The sequence below is a fragment of the Dapis hubbardiae BLCC-M172 genome (assembly GCF_050016015.1).
GTDB lineage: Bacteria > Cyanobacteriota > Cyanobacteriia > Cyanobacteriales > Microcoleaceae > Trichodesmium.
This window is the reverse complement of the sequence record NZ_JBNHEQ010000229.1, coordinates 1-16,746: the sequence shown is the minus strand read 5'-3', so window position 1 is coordinate 16,746 and position 16,746 is coordinate 1. Positions and strand designations below refer to the sequence as shown.

13 protein-coding genes and 2 pseudogenes are annotated in these 16,746 nt (G+C 34.7%); 9 read left to right on the top strand and 6 right to left on the bottom strand.

From position 1 onward, the window contains the following. Nucleotides 1-232: 232 nt before the first annotated feature. The 4 genes and pseudogenes from ACP6PK_RS21185 to apcB form a co-directional block, all read right to left on the bottom strand. Nucleotides 233-919 carry a hypothetical protein gene (locus ACP6PK_RS21185; RefSeq protein ID WP_426562382.1) on the bottom strand — a complete coding sequence of 229 codons (687 nt, stop codon included), beginning with the start codon at nucleotides 917-919 and terminating at the stop codon, nucleotides 233-235. A gap of 323 nt (nucleotides 920-1,242) precedes the next feature. Beyond that, nucleotides 1,243-2,100, bottom strand: a complete 858-nt coding sequence (locus ACP6PK_RS21180) for a TlyA family RNA methyltransferase (protein ID WP_426562380.1) — start codon at nucleotides 2,098-2,100, stop codon at nucleotides 1,243-1,245. A gap of 85 nt (nucleotides 2,101-2,185) precedes the next feature. After that, nucleotides 2,186-2,326: pseudogene (locus tag ACP6PK_RS21175) on the bottom strand (S4 domain-containing protein); the annotation flags it as partial. 568 nt (nucleotides 2,327-2,894) lie between these two features. Continuing rightward, complete coding sequence (gene apcB / locus ACP6PK_RS21170; RefSeq protein ID WP_426562378.1) at nucleotides 2,895-3,404, bottom strand: allophycocyanin subunit beta; 510 nt, start codon at nucleotides 3,402-3,404, stop codon at nucleotides 2,895-2,897. Nucleotides 3,405-4,107: 703 nt separating this feature from the next. On the opposite strand from apcB, the gene glnA reads away from it, so the two are divergent. The 7 genes and pseudogenes from glnA to ACP6PK_RS21135 all read left to right on the top strand — a co-directional run bounded on the left by glnA (nucleotide 4,108) and on the right by ACP6PK_RS21135 (nucleotide 11,547). After that, nucleotides 4,108-5,529: a type I glutamate--ammonia ligase gene (gene glnA / locus ACP6PK_RS21165; RefSeq protein ID WP_426562376.1), complete on the top strand. Its 1,422-nt coding sequence runs from the start codon at nucleotides 4,108-4,110 to the stop codon at nucleotides 5,527-5,529. Nucleotides 5,530-5,889: 360 nt separating this feature from the next. After that, entirely contained in the window at nucleotides 5,890-6,033 is a 144-nt protein-coding gene (locus ACP6PK_RS21160; RefSeq protein WP_426562374.1) for a hypothetical protein, read from the top strand. A gap of 782 nt (nucleotides 6,034-6,815) precedes the next feature. Continuing rightward, nucleotides 6,816-6,995, top strand: a complete 180-nt coding sequence (locus tag ACP6PK_RS21155) for a hypothetical protein (RefSeq protein ID WP_426562372.1) — start codon at nucleotides 6,816-6,818, stop codon at nucleotides 6,993-6,995. A gap of 111 nt (nucleotides 6,996-7,106) precedes the next feature. Continuing rightward, nucleotides 7,107-7,745: pseudogene (locus ACP6PK_RS21150) on the top strand (class I SAM-dependent methyltransferase). 12 nt (nucleotides 7,746-7,757) lie between these two features. Further along, nucleotides 7,758-7,895, top strand: a complete 138-nt coding sequence (locus tag ACP6PK_RS21145) for a hypothetical protein (RefSeq protein ID WP_426562370.1) — start codon at nucleotides 7,758-7,760, stop codon at nucleotides 7,893-7,895. A gap of 1,205 nt (nucleotides 7,896-9,100) precedes the next feature. After that, complete coding sequence (locus ACP6PK_RS21140) at nucleotides 9,101-10,720, top strand: mechanosensitive ion channel family protein (RefSeq protein WP_426562368.1); 1,620 nt, start codon at nucleotides 9,101-9,103, stop codon at nucleotides 10,718-10,720. A gap of 332 nt (nucleotides 10,721-11,052) precedes the next feature. After that, nucleotides 11,053-11,547 carry a YbjN domain-containing protein gene (locus tag ACP6PK_RS21135; RefSeq protein WP_094673461.1) on the top strand — a complete coding sequence of 165 codons (495 nt, stop codon included), beginning with the start codon at nucleotides 11,053-11,055 and terminating at the stop codon, nucleotides 11,545-11,547. A 413-nt stretch (nucleotides 11,548-11,960) separates the two neighbouring features. Here the strand turns inward: ACP6PK_RS21135 and ACP6PK_RS21130 are convergent, their stop codons facing one another. Beyond that, the gene (locus tag ACP6PK_RS21130) at nucleotides 11,961-12,896 is read right to left on the bottom strand and encodes a hypothetical protein (protein WP_094673460.1); all 936 of its coding nucleotides are present in this window, start codon (nucleotides 12,894-12,896) and stop codon (nucleotides 11,961-11,963) included. Between the two features lie 211 nt (nucleotides 12,897-13,107). Between ACP6PK_RS21130 and ACP6PK_RS21125 the strand changes: the two genes are divergently transcribed. Both ACP6PK_RS21125 and ACP6PK_RS21120 read left to right on the top strand, forming a co-directional pair. Continuing rightward, on the top strand, nucleotides 13,108-14,082 hold the full coding sequence (locus ACP6PK_RS21125) for an FkbM family methyltransferase (RefSeq protein ID WP_210407410.1): 975 nt from the start codon (nucleotides 13,108-13,110) through the stop codon (nucleotides 14,080-14,082). Nucleotides 14,083-14,764: 682 nt separating this feature from the next. Then, nucleotides 14,765-15,529, top strand: coding sequence for a lipoate--protein ligase family protein (locus tag ACP6PK_RS21120; protein WP_094670863.1), 765 nt, complete (start codon nucleotides 14,765-14,767; stop codon nucleotides 15,527-15,529). 35 nt (nucleotides 15,530-15,564) lie between these two features. Here the strand turns inward: ACP6PK_RS21120 and ACP6PK_RS21115 are convergent, their stop codons facing one another. Beyond that, on the bottom strand, nucleotides 15,565-15,759 hold the full coding sequence (locus ACP6PK_RS21115) for a hypothetical protein (protein ID WP_094670865.1): 195 nt from the start codon (nucleotides 15,757-15,759) through the stop codon (nucleotides 15,565-15,567). Nucleotides 15,760-16,746: the final 987 nt, after the last annotated feature.

Genomic DNA, 16,746 nt, shown 5'->3' with positions numbered 1-16,746 from the left:
GAAATTCACAGATGAATCTGAGTAGAAACTTCTATTGCGTATATCGCAATAGAGAGAAATCAGATTTTTATTTCTAATTTGCCAATATTTCCTTCACCTTCCCATAGTCACTTTTCCCAGAAATTCACAGATGAATCTGAGTAGAAACTTCTATTGCGTATATCGCAATAGAGAAGAATCAGATTTTTATTTCTAATTTGCCAATATTTGCCTCAACTTCTTCCTTCTTCCTTCAACATTTAACAATCCTTAAACCTTCTCTGAAGTGAAAAATTGTAGTTACTACTGCTATAACAAAATAAAAGATTCTAATCATCCAAAAACATAAACTCATACTCCAAGAAATTACTCCCGGAGGAACTCCAATTAACCGGACAAACTTAGAATTAACACTCTTCTCTAATCTATCTAAATTATCAATCTGTACTTTTTTATCAGGGAGAATTGGAAATTGGGCAGTATATAAATAAAAACCATATATGCCATCATTTCCAACTCTTTCATTTAAAAATGAATTAGTTAGTAGTTCAGCTTGATTAAATGATAAATTGTCATTCTTCGCTACCTGCTCTACCCAGATATCATATCTCACCATTGAAGTTGTGATAAAAATTATTGGAACTAAAATTATTAATAGAATTGTGCTGACATAACGACCCAAATATTTAGGTAAAAAAACAGTTGCTAAACCAAAACCCATTCCAACTACAGCAAAAGCAATAATATTGAAAAGCTCAACTATTTCTATCCCTCTTAAAAAATCACCAAAGACTATTAAACTGTATAAAAAATTATCAGCTAATTTAACAGATATTATTTTTGCTGAAACTATCGTGCTAAAAATAAACGAAGTACAAAATATATAAATAGATAATTTAATTAAGAAAAGAAAATATATACTAATTTTTCGGATGAACATGGCAATTGGAATAATGGATAATTGATAATTAGGGCTTGCTGATTAAATATCAAAGCATTAAAAGATAAAGGCAAGTGCCTTCTTAAAGTCTAAAAAAGTACCAGATATCACGTCTAAAATGCTCCAAAAGTTAGCATCAAAGACAGAATAATTGCAGAAAAATCAAGGAATAAAATATCCAATTATCTCCTTTATAATTCCCCCCTTCTCCTAACTCCTAACTACTTCCTGCTCTCTACTCGCTACCCATAGCAAAAAGACTTTTTCAGCAAACCCTAATTATTTGTTGATCAAATTACAATGAATTAATTATCCATTATCCATTATCCATTATCCATTAATAATTCTTGTTGAGCTAATTTTGTGATGTGAGCGATCGCCGACCTATCAGGTAAAAGTTCACTTTCCAGATTTAACCATAATAAATATTCTATATTACCAGCCGGACCTTGTATGGGAGACCAAGTTAAACCAGCATATTGCCATCCTAAATTATTAGCACTACAATATACCTGAAAAATTGCTTCAGCTTGGTCAGAGGAGGAACGAACTACACCTTTTTTTCCTACTCGTTCTTTTCCTACTTCAAACTGAGGTTTTACCAATAAAATTGTCTCACGAGGAGGAATAAGTAATTCCCATAAAGCAGGTAAGATTTTAGTTAGAGAAATAAAAGAAACATCAACTACAGCCAAACTCGGATATATTTTTTTTGCATTTTCTTGTGATTCATAATCTAAGATTTTTGAATCACCATATAATTTTTCAGAAGTTAAATAACGTATATTAGTTCTCTCTTTCAAAATTACTCTAGAGTCGTTACGCAACTTCCAATCAACTTGTCCGTAACCAACATCAATACCATAAATTAATTTAGCGCCTGCTTGTAATAAACAATCTGTAAATCCTCCCGTAGATATGCCACCATCAAGACATATTCTGTCAGAAATAGGAATAGAAAAATATTCTAATGCCTTAGCAAGTTTATAGCCTCCCCTAGAAACATATAAAGATTTTTGTTTAACCTTAATATCTGCTTCAGAGTCAACTTCAGTTCCAGGTTTATCAATTATTTGTTGATTTACCATTACTTCTCCTGCTCTAATTAAAACCTGAGCTTTTTGTCGAGAAGTACATAAATTTTGTTCTACCAATAAAACATCTAATCTTTGTTTAGACACAAATTTTACTTATTAACTTATTAAAGGAAACAAGGAAAAGGGAATAGGAAAAATTAGATATTTTTGTCATAACCAGGAAGAGAAAAATATCTAAATTCCTGCCAGGTTTATCAATTATTTGTTGATTTACCATTATTTCTCCTGCTCTAATCAAAACCTGAGCTTTTTGTCGAGAAGTACATAAATTTTGTTCTACCAATAAAACATCTAATCTTTGTTTAGACACAAATTTTACTTATTAACTATAGCAATCCCAAATAGGTTGTGATAAGTTTTATAATAGCCAATTTCAACTGAAAGCTTTGAAAATTATGACTCCTGACTCCTGTAGGGGCGATTTCCGTTTGTCATGCTCCGCATTTCCTGACGGAATGCTCCGCAAACATGTCGACGACAGCCGAAGTGCGTTTGCGTTTAGCGTTAGCTAAACGCAAATCGCCCCTACCACCAAAATATTACAACTACAATAGGATTGCTATAGCTATCAGCTTTTAGTATTTCCGCTTAATTAATGTCAAAAAAATCAAAAGATATTGAGTTTTGAAAAAACTGTAGGGATTTGGTTTCCAAACTCCATTTTGGAACTTGGTAATGAATAATTATTAATTATTCATTATTAATTATTCATTAAACTATTAGCTTTTTGAGTTGTTAAAATCCGCTTCATTAATGTAAAAAAAATCAAAACAATTAAACTGATTACTGAGTTATAAAAAAAACTGTAGGGATTTGAAAATCAAATCCCATTTTTACGCTTGGTAATGAATAATTATCAATTATTAATTATTAATTAATTAAATATCCTTTTCAGCCAACTCACTAATTAAATGATCGAAAGGTTCCGCCAAAAAAGCACCAGTTGGAATACCAGCTGCCTCTACCTCAGACTTAACCAGTTCTTTCATAATACCAATACCTATCACAGTAGGTCCAATAGGTACTCCTAAAGAATTATAAGTTTCCCGAAGCCCCTGCAGGACACGCTCATCCAAAACGTCTGTATTACCTGCTACCAAAGCATAAGTAGCATAGCGTAAATAATAATCCATATCCCGCAAACAAGCTGCATAACGACGAGTTGTATAAGCATTTCCACTAGGACGGATTAACTCTGGTAGTTCTGCAAACAAAGTAACCGCAGCTTGTTTAACCAAACTAGCAGCCTGAGAATTAATTACTGTAGCAGCTTGTACTCGTGCAGTACCAGTTTCAAAATAAGACTTTAATCGCTCAACCCCATCTCGATCTAAATAACGACCCTTAGAATCGTAATTTTCTATTAAGCTAGTTACAGTGTCCCGCATAAAATCAATCTCCCAACAATTTCTTAAACTTTCTATAATAGCCTACTATAAATTGAAACCCAGCAGAATCATAAGAGTAGGTCTTAGAAATATCGTAACATTCGATACAAAAACTCAACAATTTTAATTCTTATTATTAGCCAGATGTATTCTTATTAGACTAACCACAAATCTAAATCAAAGCGCTCAAGTCGCTTAAATGGTTAGTCCAGCCCACTTTTTTTTAAAGTAAACGTTATTTAGGTCATAACACCTTAGGATGCGAGGCCAGTCCTGAGCTTCTGTTGTTCGGCATTAAACAGGTAAAGAGATTTGAAAAACCAGTGTGTCGAGCTTTTAAAAGCCAAAATAACTAGGCGAGGCCAACTTTACGCATTTTGTGCAGAATGGACGCAACAATGTCCAAATTTTTGCCCAACCTTATGTTTTGAGGTGTATTAATATACCTCAAAAATATCTTGTTTCTGTATGATCGCAGAGACAATTACTCGTTGTAAGCACACTTTTTCTAAGAGCTAACTGCGTTCGGTGTTACCGCCCTGCTTATTTTCAACACTTAGTTGAAGTAATAGAAACTTTACATGGAAAGTTACTACAAAATCAATGTGTTAGTTTGTGACATTTTGTTAAAGTTTTCTGCAACAGTAGCAGCAGTTATTAAGCCTGTTAAGAAAAGCAAAATTTTAAGATTTAGGAGCTAATAATGGCACAAACAGCCCAAGATGTGTTGAACTGGATTAATAATGATGACATTCAAGTTATTGATTTGAAATTCATCGACCTACCTGGTATTTGGCAACATTTAACAGTTCACAAAAGCCAAATTGATGAAAGTTCTTTCACAGATGGAGTTGCCTTCGACGGTTCCAGTATTCGTGGCTGGAAAAATATTAACGAGTCAGACATGATGATGGTACTCGACCCAACTACTGCTTGGATTGACCCTTTTATGGCAGAACCTACATTAAGTATAACTTGTAGTATTAAAGAACCTCGAACTGGTGAGTGGTATAGTCGTTGTCCTAGAGTTATTGCTCAGAAAGCAGTTGATTATTTAAAAAGCACAGGTATTGGAGATACAGCATTCTTTGGTCCTGAAGCTGAATTTTTTGTATTTGAGGATGCTCGTTTCGACCAAACAGAAAACAAAGGATACTACTATGTTGATAGTATAGAGGGTCGTTGGAACTCTGGTAGAGAAGAAGAAGGAGGTAACAAAGCTTATAAACCAGGTTACAAACAAGGTTACTTTCCTGTATCTCCCACCGATACCATGCAAGACCTACGGACAGAAATGCTGTTAACTATGGCTAAGTGTGGGGTTCCCATTGAGAAGCATCACCACGAAGTAGCTACTGGTGGTCAAAATGAATTAGGTTTCCGCTTTGGTAAATTAATCGAAGCTGCCGATAACTTGATGATTTATAAGTATGTCATCAAGAATGTGGGCAAAAAGTATGGCAAGACTATCACTTTTATGCCTAAACCAGTATTTAATGATAATGGTTCTGGGATGCACTGTCACCAGTCAATCTGGAAAGACGGACAGCCTTTATTCTGGGGAGATGGTTATGCTAACTTGAGCAAGATGGCTCTTAATTATATTGGTGGTATCCTCAAGCACGCTCCAGCAATATTAGCTTTTTCTAATCCTTCTACTAATTCTTATAAGCGATTAGTTCCTGGTTTTGAAGCTCCGGTAAACTTAGCTTATTCTCAAGGAAACCGTTCTGCTTCTGTTCGGATTCCTTTAAGTGGTACTAATCCTAAAGCAAAACGACTAGAGTTCCGTTGTCCTGATGCTAGTTGTAACCCATATCTGGCTTTTGCGGCAATGCTTTGTGCTGGTATTGATGGGATTAAGAATGAAATTGACCCTGGTGCATCTTTGGATGTGGATATTTATGACCTCTCTCCTGAAGAGTTGAGTAAGATTCCTTCTACTCCTGGTTCCCTGGAGGGTGCTTTAGAAGCTTTGGAAAAAGACCATGAGTTTTTAACTACTGGCGGAGTATTTACAGAGGATTTGATTCAAACTTGGATTGAGTACAAATTAGACAATGAGGTTAACCCTATGCGTCTACGTCCTCATCCTTATGAGTTCTCTCTTTACTATGATTGCTAAAAAATAGTAATTTCATTTTATTAGCCTTCCCAAGCGAAGGCTATTTTTTTTGCCTTTTGAGAATCGACAAACTAATTAGGGTTTGCTGAAAAAGTCTTATGAGTAAGGGTAGGAGTCAGGATACAGGAGTAAACCCACCCCTAACCCCTCCCAGGAGGGTAATTCAAGAGGAATGGGGAATTTAGAGGAGGCAAGAGTCAGAATTATCCCTTGATTTTTCAGCCACAGTCAACCCAAAATCCTAACTTTTCGGCTCAAAAAGAACGAAAAACTTGTACTTTTTCCAGACCTAAAAATGCTAAAACCTTTATCTGTAAATGTTTTTATATTTATTTAGTAATCACTAATTATAGTAGAAATATGAGTAAAACAACAAAAAAGATGGGATGTCAACAAGTATTACTTCATCCCTGTAAAAATCTACTCGCAATACTAGAATACTTATGTGGCGAGGCTAATAAAATATTCAATTATTCTGTTTATTACCGAAATATTCTGGTTTAAAGCCTCCCCTTTTAAGGAGATAATAAATAAAAATTTTCCTGTTCGCCAATTCTCTTCTTTTCAAGGAGAGGTCATTCGCGCATTCTTAATTCTTAATTCTAAATTATTGAATACATACAGAGTCTAAAAACTATAACGTTATAGATACATAGTGTTTAGAACTTAAAAATGGGTAAATTCTGAGGAAAACAAGGTTTAATTTTTATAATTTCTGGAATTTATAATTTTCTATTGTCGGAATAAATCACAAATATAAGATGTATAGCGTTCCTCAAGCTTATGAGGTACACAAGCTCTTTAATTTCTTTTCTATTCCTGATTCCTGATTCCCTATTCCCTGTTTCCAGTTAAGTGTTCCCTAAAACAAACGAATTTTGTACCTCACGCTTCTTGGGAATTGCTATAACTACATAAGTATGAATTTGTATAATACCACATCATATCAAATCCGCTTAATTCAGTATAAAAAAATGTTCCATCTTCAGCTATTACCAAATCTTTCTAGCTCTCCCCATCTCCCCATCTCCCCATCTCCCCACACTCTTTATCTAATTACACCGATACTACCGGATTTGATATCACTTACTTTACAGGATAAGACTATACCATAAGTATTGGCAAAAATTCCAAATTTGCTAGGGGTTTGGAGACCAAACCCCTACGAGGTATGAATTGTACCGATACTACTGGATTTGGCATTATACCAATTTTTAAAAGTCTTGCTATACTTAAAAGCTGTAAAAAATCAAGTTCAAAAGAACTATTAATATCACAATATCATCATGCCAGATACAATCACAAAACTTACTTATCAAACATTTCAACAAAGCAAAATTTTCTTTGCTGTAGCTCATCAACAAATTTCTACTTATCTAAGAAATTTTATTTATCCTAACCTCCTGCTAAATACTCAACCTTTTTCTCCTGAAATTATTCAAAAAATGTACCAACGCATTGATTAAATTATCGAAAAAGATTTAGTAGATGCAGAAAAAGGCATATATTCAATTAATACTATCTTCGATAATCCATGGGCAGATTTTTTCAGTTATTATCCTAATGTTTGGCTAGATATGCCTAGTATTTGGGAAAGAATAAGAGAAAAAAAATATCAAGAATTTCCGCAAGAAATAGATACTGAAAATTATCCTAATTATTATTTACAAAACTTCCATCATCAAACTGATGGTTACTTAAGCGAAATGTCTGCTAATCTTTATGATTTGCAAGTAGAAATTTTATTTAATGGTACTGCCGATGCAATGCGCAGGCGAATTTTAACTCCCTTAAAAATGGGATTAGAAAAATTGTTTTCTGGGAAAAAATTAGAGGCGATCCCTTCCCAAAAACTACGAGTTTTAGACATAGCTTGTGGTACTGGCAGAACATTGAAATTTATTCGCGCCACCTTATCAAAAGCCTCTCTTTATGGTTTAGATTTATCACCTGATTACTTGAAAAAAGCGAATCAATTACTATCTGAAGACTTGGGATAATTACCTCAGCTTTTGCAAGGAAATGCAGAGAATTTACCTTTCCGAGAAAACTATTTTCAGGCAACAACTTGTGTTTTTACCTTCCATGAATTACCGCCAATGGTACGTCAAAAAGTCATAGAAGAAGCTTTTAGAGTCACTCAACCAGGAGGCGTTTTTGTAATTTGTGATTCGATTCAAGCCTCTGATGAACCTGATTTTGCGCCAATGTTATAAAACTTTCCTGCAATGTTCCACGAACCTTATTATAAAAGTTACATTACAGATGATTTAGAAGAACGTTTAGAAAAAGCAGGCTTTATAAATATTGCCACCGAAGTTCATTTTGTCAGCAAATATTGGGTTAGTTATAAACCTAATATTTAATTCTGATAATAAAACTATAATTATGAATAGCTGATAACAAATTTATTCATATCAGCTATATCATCTAAAATCAAGCTCTATAGCAATCCTATTTTATTTATGTATAAAAATCTTACCGCTTTTAGGCAACAGGCAATAGGCAACAGACCGGAGCTTCAGTTTTTTTATCTACTTTTTGATTTCTCACAACTTATATCATGTTCGGATAATCAGTTATAAATAAAACTTCAGATCTGACAGTAGAGAAAAGATATTACACTTCTACTTTTCTCCTAACTCCTTTCTCCAGCAATTCTGACTCCTGATTCCTGACTCCTGACTCCTTGGTAATTATTTATAAGTATTCAACCGAACATGATATTATTTAGGATTGCTATATTTTAATATAAAAAATATCTGCAAAATATACAGATATTTCTGAGAAAAAACCTAAATAATTAACACTATCAAATCCTCTGCCTCTTGCCTAAAATTGTAAAATTTTGTACTTCATAAACTGCAAAAATGCTGTATAATTAGTTATTTTTGCGACACGAAAAACGCAGTTCCTCCGCAGGAGGCTAACAGATAACAGATAACTAATAACTGATAACTGAAATGAAGTTTTCCTTCTTCGGACTCTACACTATCCATTGGTAAACTACTTTTATTGCTAGAAGATAATAAAGAATTGTTTTGGCTAGAAAATATCAAGGATTCTCTTCTTCCTTTTATGATATAATTAACAGCCAAAATTTTTCCTGTGCCTATATAGTGTCGATCATGCTAGTAAAGTCACTTGTCTTGTTTTCTTTCCTTTTCCCTGTTAAGGTTTTAGGATAAGTTGAGAATTTTCTACCTTACTCCTGATAGAAATTAGGATAACTCGCTAAACACTCTTACTAAATTCCGAGGTATCAAGCCTCCCCCTTTTAAGGGGATGAAAAAAATATTCAACTCAGTATTTCAAGCCTCCAAGTTTAGTTGAAGGTACTGAATAACTAATAACTGTTAACGAAGTTCCTCTGAAAGAGGCTAACTGTTAACGTTAGCGAAGCTCCTCTGAAAGAGGCAGTTCCTCTGTTAGCGCAGCTCCTCCGCAGGAGGCAAGAGGCTAACTGAAATGACTCCCTTCTAGCAAACATTCAATGATCAGACTAATAAAAAAATTCCTATTAAGAACCCTTACTGTTTTAATCATAATTCTACTGACTCAGAATACCGTTATGGGGACAACTATCCCATACGAAAACCCACTCAGACCACCAGCAACAAATAGTCCCCGTGCCACTCTTAACGGATTTATGGACAGTATGAATGAAGCTTATCAGCTAATCACAGAAGCTGAAGAGCAGTCAAAACAAGAGGGGGGATTATGGCATTCTAAGGCTGTCAAAGAAAAAGGCCAGGAAGCAGAGTGGGCACTGAGACGAGCGGTGGATACCTTGAATCTTCAAGGTATCCCCCCAATTAATCGTTCAGATATTGGTACAGAAAATGCGCTCATGCTCAAGGAAGTCTTAGACCGCCTTCAATTACCTAAAGCAAATACTCTTCCTAATGCCAGAGATGTTGAATCTCAAGAACTGAAGCGGTGGGAAATTCCAGGAACTGAGATTGCAATTGAGTTAGTTGAGGACGGTTTTAATCAAAGTGAATTTCTCTTCTCACCTGGAACAATCAAACGTATTAAAGGATTTTATGAATTAATAGAAAGACGTCCCTATTATGAATCGAATTCATGGAGAACCTCCCCTGACTTCTACAGATTTTATATTACTACACCTGGGCATCTACTGCCTCCGAAGTGGAATACCTGGCTACCTCAGTGGACAAATCAATTGATTCAAGGCCAAACTATCTGGCAATGGTGTAGCCTTGGCCTTATTACCCTTGTGGCATTATCTAGCATTTTAGGGGTAGCATTTTTACTCAGACGATATATTAATACCACGGATGACCTGACAAAAGCATGGTTAGGGTTATTAGTGCCAACTTTTACCCTATGGGTTGCTGGGAGTTGGGAGTTTTTCATGGATGAAAGCATTAATATCACAGGGGACTTGCTAAATATTCTATTGAAAGTATCAACTGTTATACAAGGTATTGTTTTGGCTTGGTTAGCTTTTCTGATGTTCAATGCTATTGCTTGGGTTGTGATTTACAATATGCCCGCAGACAACAAATCCCTTGAAGCAGTCATCGCTCGTAATGCAATTCGTATCCTCGGATTTATGTCAGGATTAGCAATTTTTTATTTTACCAGCCGAGAAATCGGTATAGCTGTTGGACCGATCATAGCTAGCTTTGGAGTTAGTAGTATTGCTATTGGCTTGGGAGTGAAACCATATATAGAAAATATAGTAGGTGGTTTAACCTTATTTCTGAATCGGCCAATGGAGATTGGAGACTTTTGCGAATTAGGTGGTGTCACTGGTACAGTAGAAGATATTGGTTTACGGTCAACATTGATTCGCACGGTAGATCGAAAGCTCATTTATGTCCCTAATACAGTAGTCTCCACATCCCAAATAGTGAATCATAGTCAGCGTGACAAATATACTTTTGAGCGTATAATTTCATTGAGCTATGATAGTGCCCACGAAAAATTAGCAGAAACTATGGAAAACCTCCGAACTATGCTCGCTCAAAATCCAAAACTTTCTGAAGAACGTATTAGTCTCGGTAGCTTGAGTAATGAGGTAATTGATATTGATTTATTCACATATATTTTAACCAGAGATTCAGATGAAGCTACCGAAATTCAAGAGGAAATAATGCTTAAAATTGACGAAGTTCTTGATTTTACGGGAGCTCAAGTAGTTGCACTCTCTTTGGTAGAATAGTCTTTCGCAAAGATAATATACTTTTGGCTTTATCGGGTTAAAAATTGTGAAAACCAATACTTTTTAAAGGTTGTAGTTATTGGTAGAGGAAAAAATAAAATAATTACAAGGTTTTAATTGTACAATACCTACCATATATAAAGTATTAAGTTGTAGGCATAAATAACTGATTAAGATTTCATTAATTGATCGAGGAGAGGCAATAAATCCCGATTGATTAATTATCAATTATCCATTATCCATTGGTAACTACCTAGGCATTAATTTAGTATAACTGTAAGTCCAAGGCTTAAACTGGTGAATAGATGATTTAACTATAGCTATAAGTAATTATGACGAGTAACAATCCTGAAACTGTTTCTGTGGACAACCCTTCTATTGAAGAAGCAAATATTAACGAACTAACTGAAGATGAAACTACTCTGAGCTATATAGAAGAGATTGAGACTGTCATTGCCAGTATGGCAGAAGAGCAAAAGGTAATGGTAGCTCAAAATGAAGCAGGCCATTTGTGGAAGTTTAAATATGGTACTGTAGATGTATATATAAGACTGACTGGAGAAACTGATGATGATACTTTAACAGTTTGGTCTTATGTATTAAAGTTACCTGCTAAAAATGAACCAGAGTTAATGCGTAGGTTATTACAAATGAATTGGTTATCGACAATGGAATCTCATTTTGCCATTGTGGACAATCAAATTGTTGTTGTGGCAACTCGTACTGTAGCTGAATTATCTCCAGGAGAAATTTCGCGGGCAATTACTATTGTTGCTAATCTTGCTGATGAAAATGATGAACCTTTAGCTGAAGAGTTTGGGGAATAAATATAAAGAAAAAAAATCTTTTTAGTCAATCCTCTTCTTTATAAGAAGAGGTAATAATTAATAATTAATAATTAATAATTAATTATTATAGCAGTTCTCATAATGGTGAGGTACAAAATTCTAGCTTTGAGGGAACACTTAACTGGGAACAGGGAACAGGGAATAGGGAATAGGGAGTAATGAAAAGATAAAAAGATAATTGTACTTCACGCTTCTTGGGAAACGCTATAATAATTAATTGTTGAAGTTCTACCTTCTTCAAACCATACATTATTTTTAACATCCTTTTTTCAAAAAAGTCGCCCTATAAGAGAAGAGCGAGGCTTGAGACCAAACTTTTCGGTCAAACCCTTATAGGAAGGTTGCATGAAATATCTCTACATTCTTTTTTGGAGATGTCTATAAATTATTATCTATTGATTTATTATAGGTTGCAGTTGTTCAATTAATTCTTTTGACCGCATAACCCGTGCTTCTTCTTTTAGGTGGTAGTGAGTATCAGCAAATAAATTAGAGTCAGTCCACAAATTTAATGATTCTTGGTCATAAATTGTAGGAGCAATTTTGCTTAACTCTTCAGCAGTTTTCTTAACATTCTTGATAGTCTTTTCATCTGTACTACCATAAATCAAAGGTAATGATATGAGCAAAGTTGCTTCTTTAGCCTCCAACTCCTCTCGAAATTGTTTGATTCGTGCAATTGAATGAGGAGTAACTGGCTTATTAACTTTCATTTCCCACCACTTACTTTTGCGCCCCCATGTTTTTGTTGGATCGCCCCAGTCTGTAATCGGATCGGCATAGTATTCTGGAATATAGTCTGGATCTTCTGCCTTCTTTACTATGTCTATAGTAGATTTTGTCAAGCTTCTGAGACTAGGCACACCTAAACCAAAAGTATCTTGGCCAAACTTCTTAGGTGGAATACCTCCTAATCCTGGTTTTCCAATAGCGAACCCAAAGTAAGTAGAGCGATCGCCTACTCCATCCTCATCCAAGAGCATTAAGTATTCAGGAATTATCAACACAATATCTCCTGGACGAACTTGCTCCAAAATAGTCGGAAAGATTACATTGAGACCCAAATTACCATCCAAGCCAAAGTTAAATACAGAGATACCAAGTTTTTCCTCCATTAGCTCAGAATTGACGGTGTAGTGCGCTCCCGATCCACCAACAATTATTAGTCTTTTTGAAGCCTCCAACTCAGCAGCTAGTGCAGCCTTATTGTAGTACATTCCGCGTAACCGACCAATTAGACCACCATAATAAACATTGTAAAAAAAACCAAGAGACCAAGCAAAACTAGCAATAACTAACCAAGGGAGAATTTTTAGTAGGTTCTTCATAAAAATAAAAAATCAACCAATTTATCAGGCATATTGTCAGGGAAGCGATTTCCCTACTCAGTGATCTAGTATAGCTAAATATATTACCTTTCTGCCATCCCTACTATTCAAGGAAGCTGAGAATTTTCACCAATTCAATAGTTTCGATAAATAGACTCAACCACTATGGTATAATGACTAATATCATAGTTCATCATCTAGGTACTGAATAGTGTTAAAACAACCATTATTAAAGACTAAGAATTTTCTGAGAAATGTGAGAAATTTTCAGAAGATACCTAATTGGTATTGGGTAGATAAAATTCCTGAGTTAAACATGAGTTTTAATGATGTAGAAGTTGAGCGTGGTTCGGATCAATTATTTCTCAAACCCCTGGAAATATATGTTAAAAAGGAAAAGTATGATTTTCTGCTGACAAAAAAAGCATTAAATCAAGCAAAATTTATCAAGAAAAAATTCAATGCTAAGTTTTCTATAGATACAAATGATGAATTGATTTTAGAAGTTGAGGGAATCAAAGTAAATATTCAAACTGCGGAAGAGCTTTCTATTATTTGGGAGATTTTTTGGTTGGGAATTTATAATTTTATCTATGATAAACCTGCAGTTATGCTAGATATTGGTATGAATACAGGATTAGCCAGCCTGTATTTTGCTAGGCAGGAAAATGTTAAAGCAATATGGAGTTACGAACCCTTTAAAGTGACTTATCAACAAGCATTGCATAACTTTGATTTAAACCCAGAAATTTCCCATAAAATCAAACCCTTTAGTTATGGAATTGCTGCTGAAGAAAAAACAGTAACAGTTGAATTTGATTATGAATTAAGAGGAAGTATTGGAGTTGAAGGAGTTACAGAAAGCCGCAAAAAAAATCTGGAAAATCAATCTTTACCAACAGAAGAGATTAGTTTAAAACCGATCGGTGAAGAGTTAAGTTCAATAATTTCTCAGCACCCAGATATGGATATTATTGCTAAGATTGACTGTGAAGGTTCTGAGTATGAAATCTTTGATTCTTTAGTGGCAAAAGGACAACTAAATCAAATAAAAATAATTATGATGGAATGGCATTACAAAGGACCTGATAAATTAGCTGAATATTTGCGTCAAGCAGGTTTTGCCATTTTTTCTCGTTTGCCTTGTAGTAGCAATATTGGAGCAATATACGCTGTTAGAGTCTAATTTGGGGTTGCTAAATATCTTTAGATTGGGCAAGCATTTGCCCTCCCTACTACTATATGCAAACTACCTAAAAAAAAAGTGGATATTTGGTAAACATTTTAGTATTTCATATTTTTTTAGTGATAAAGTTACGGAAATTGATATCCGAGAACCTATATTGAATTTCTGATTCATTCAATTTTCTCATATTTCTTCAATATGTAAAGCAAATTCTATCTCGGAAGTTTCTGCCAAGTTTTCAGGTATCTTATCCAAAGTGGTAGCTTATTTCAGAAAATAAATCTACTTTATCAGCCCAACTTTTTAACTTAGACAAAATTTTCTTAAATTTGGGTAATTCTATAAAGATTAACTGCAATTATGGGTCTGGATATTAAAATTTTTTCGTCTGTTCCTGGAAAACTATGGATTGCTGAATTATATCATCTCTAGATAATTACTTAGAAATAAAATCTTAAGTCTTTCCTAGGGAGGAGAAAAGTAAGGGACGTATTTCAATTTATCGCCTACTCCCTATCTCTTATATTCCACTTACGCTTCTACCTTATTCCCTAAATAATAAATATTCAACCGAACATAATATTAATATTCGAGCCATACTATAAGCATAAATTATCCTAAAAATTGACCAAGCTTTAAGATTAATCTTGGGTTTGGAACAAGAATAAAGATCGGACTTAAAATGTTTTGGCGACTTATTCCCCTACTCACAACAACTGGAAAATTACAAATGGCAATAGATGAATGGTTGCTACACCAACATCTACAAGGAAACATTCCACCAACTCTCCGGTTTTATACTTGGCAACCAGTCGCCATTTCTCTGGGTTATCATCAAAAACGCTATCCCGAATATTGGCAAGACTTAACTTGGCAAGGCACATCTGTAGATATTGTGCGTCGTCCTACTGGTGGAAGAGCCGTTTTGCATCAGGGAGATTTAACTTATAGTTTAATAACTTCTGGTTTTCCTGGCAGTCGCATCGAGTCTTATCAGGCTATTTGTGAATTTTTAATCCAGGGGTGGCGATCGCTCAGCGTTGACTTAGTTTATGGCACTGCGGGAAGAGGCTATATTAATAACCCAAATTGTTTTGGAACTTCTACAGGTGCAGATTTAATCTTACCTAATGGGACAAAATTAATTGGTAGTGCCCAACTGAGAAAAAAAGGGGGAATATTACAACATGGTTCTATGATTTTAGCACCTGATGTTGAGTTTTGTAGTCATGTTTTTAATTCTCAACCATCCCCTGGAGTTTCTAATTTTCCTGAATCTTTTTTATCTGCAAATGATAGGGGAGAAGATTTGATTAATCAGATTATTGAAGCGTTAATTATAGCAGCAAAAGAATGTTTTAAAATTCAGCTAATTACTGAACCTTTATCAGATAAAGAATGGGTAGAAATTCGTAATTTTGCTAATACTAATTTATATTCTGTTTAGAGTAGAAATTTTACAAAGAGTTAAGAAGCAAAAATTTATTTTAACTGCACCCTTCCTCTAATAACAGAACGCAATAATCTATCAACGCTGCAACGCTCTTCTTCACTTATAGACTCATCCAAAACAGAAGCCATAAGACCATAACGATCTGATTCAGTCAGAGAAGAATTTTCGGCAACAGAGGCCATAATTTCGTTAATTGCACCGGGAAGTAATTGAACTTGAAGCATGGGAATTACCTTGAACTCTATATCTTTAATCATCTCCCGTTTTTTTCGTTATGGTGGTGACTTATAGTTGAAGTCGAGAGTGATTTTTCGATATCAGGAGAGTGAGTTATTCTACCGCGACAAAGTGAAGCAGATAAGCAATTTCTGTGACCAACATCACCCTCCTTAGACAAGATGAAATACTATATCCCTAGGGAATAGGAAATAGGGAATATTCAGTAACAAAGCCATTATTAATTATTAACTATTAATTATTAATTATTCGGTAAACTGTCAAAGGGTTTTCCTACGGAATGCTGCGCAAACAGGATTTATAAATGTCAAAAACCTGGCGTTGCTGAAACACGGTATAAAATTCCTAAATAGCGGTGTAAGTCATACCTATTAGACCTAGGCGTGAAAAAGATATAGATTTTTTGCGCATGGTAGGGAACAGGGAACAGGGAAGAGGGAACAGGTAAGATATTTTTACGAAAAAGGCAGGAAAAAGGATTTTTTATGGTGACTTTTTCTTTCTTTAGCTAATATAACTAAAAGGTTTATTTATTTTCCACCAGATGTCTATTATTTTCCCTCTTTGAGGCGCTGAAAAAGCTCCTTTCTAGCTCCTGACTCCTGACTCCTGTAAAATCATACCTTTATTCAGCAACGCCTCAAAAACCTTAATGCGTAACGCTATAGTTCTATTCAAAGTTAGCGATCGCCTGAATATTATAGGACTTATACCATTTATTTCTGAAAAAGTCAGCTCAATCGGGACAGACCATAAATATTTGATAAAAACGGAGAAACCAGAGTTCTCGACTCAAAATATTTTATGCACTTTCAACCTTAGTAGGTTTTGTTACAGGGCCAAGATAATAAATTTGGTGGTGGTGCATAGTAATGGTAGAGGGAGTGTGGGAAGCGTGGGGGGTTGTGGGGAGTGGGGAAAGTGCGGGAGCGTGAGAAGAAATTAAAAAATATATATCTTCACCATTACAATGC

Excerpts from the sequence above, each read along its gene's own strand:
- ACP6PK_RS21155 (WP_426562372.1), top strand. The coding sequence starts at position 6,816 with ATGCCAGATACAATCACAAAACTTACTTATCAAACATTTCAACAAAGC.
- ACP6PK_RS21160 (WP_426562374.1), top strand. The coding sequence starts at position 5,890 with ATGAGTAAAACAACAAAAAAGATGGGATGTCAACAAGTATTACTTCAT.
- ACP6PK_RS21135 (WP_094673461.1), top strand. The coding sequence starts at position 11,053 with ATGACGAGTAACAATCCTGAAACTGTTTCTGTGGACAACCCTTCTATT.
- ACP6PK_RS21185 (WP_426562382.1), bottom strand. The coding sequence starts at position 919 with ATGTTCATCCGAAAAATTAGTATATATTTTCTTTTCTTAATTAAATTA.
- ACP6PK_RS21140 (WP_426562368.1), top strand. The coding sequence starts at position 9,101 with ATGGGGACAACTATCCCATACGAAAACCCACTCAGACCACCAGCAACA.
- ACP6PK_RS21115 (WP_094670865.1), bottom strand. The coding sequence starts at position 15,759 with ATGCTTCAAGTTCAATTACTTCCCGGTGCAATTAACGAAATTATGGCC.
- ACP6PK_RS21145 (WP_426562370.1), top strand. The coding sequence starts at position 7,758 with ATGTTCCACGAACCTTATTATAAAAGTTACATTACAGATGATTTAGAA.
- apcB (WP_426562378.1), bottom strand. The coding sequence starts at position 3,404 with ATGCGGGACACTGTAACTAGCTTAATAGAAAATTACGATTCTAAGGGT.
- ACP6PK_RS21130 (WP_094673460.1), bottom strand. The coding sequence starts at position 12,896 with ATGAAGAACCTACTAAAAATTCTCCCTTGGTTAGTTATTGCTAGTTTT.
- glnA (WP_426562376.1), top strand. The coding sequence starts at position 4,108 with ATGGCACAAACAGCCCAAGATGTGTTGAACTGGATTAATAATGATGAC.
- ACP6PK_RS21120 (WP_094670863.1), top strand. The coding sequence starts at position 14,765 with ATGTTTTGGCGACTTATTCCCCTACTCACAACAACTGGAAAATTACAA.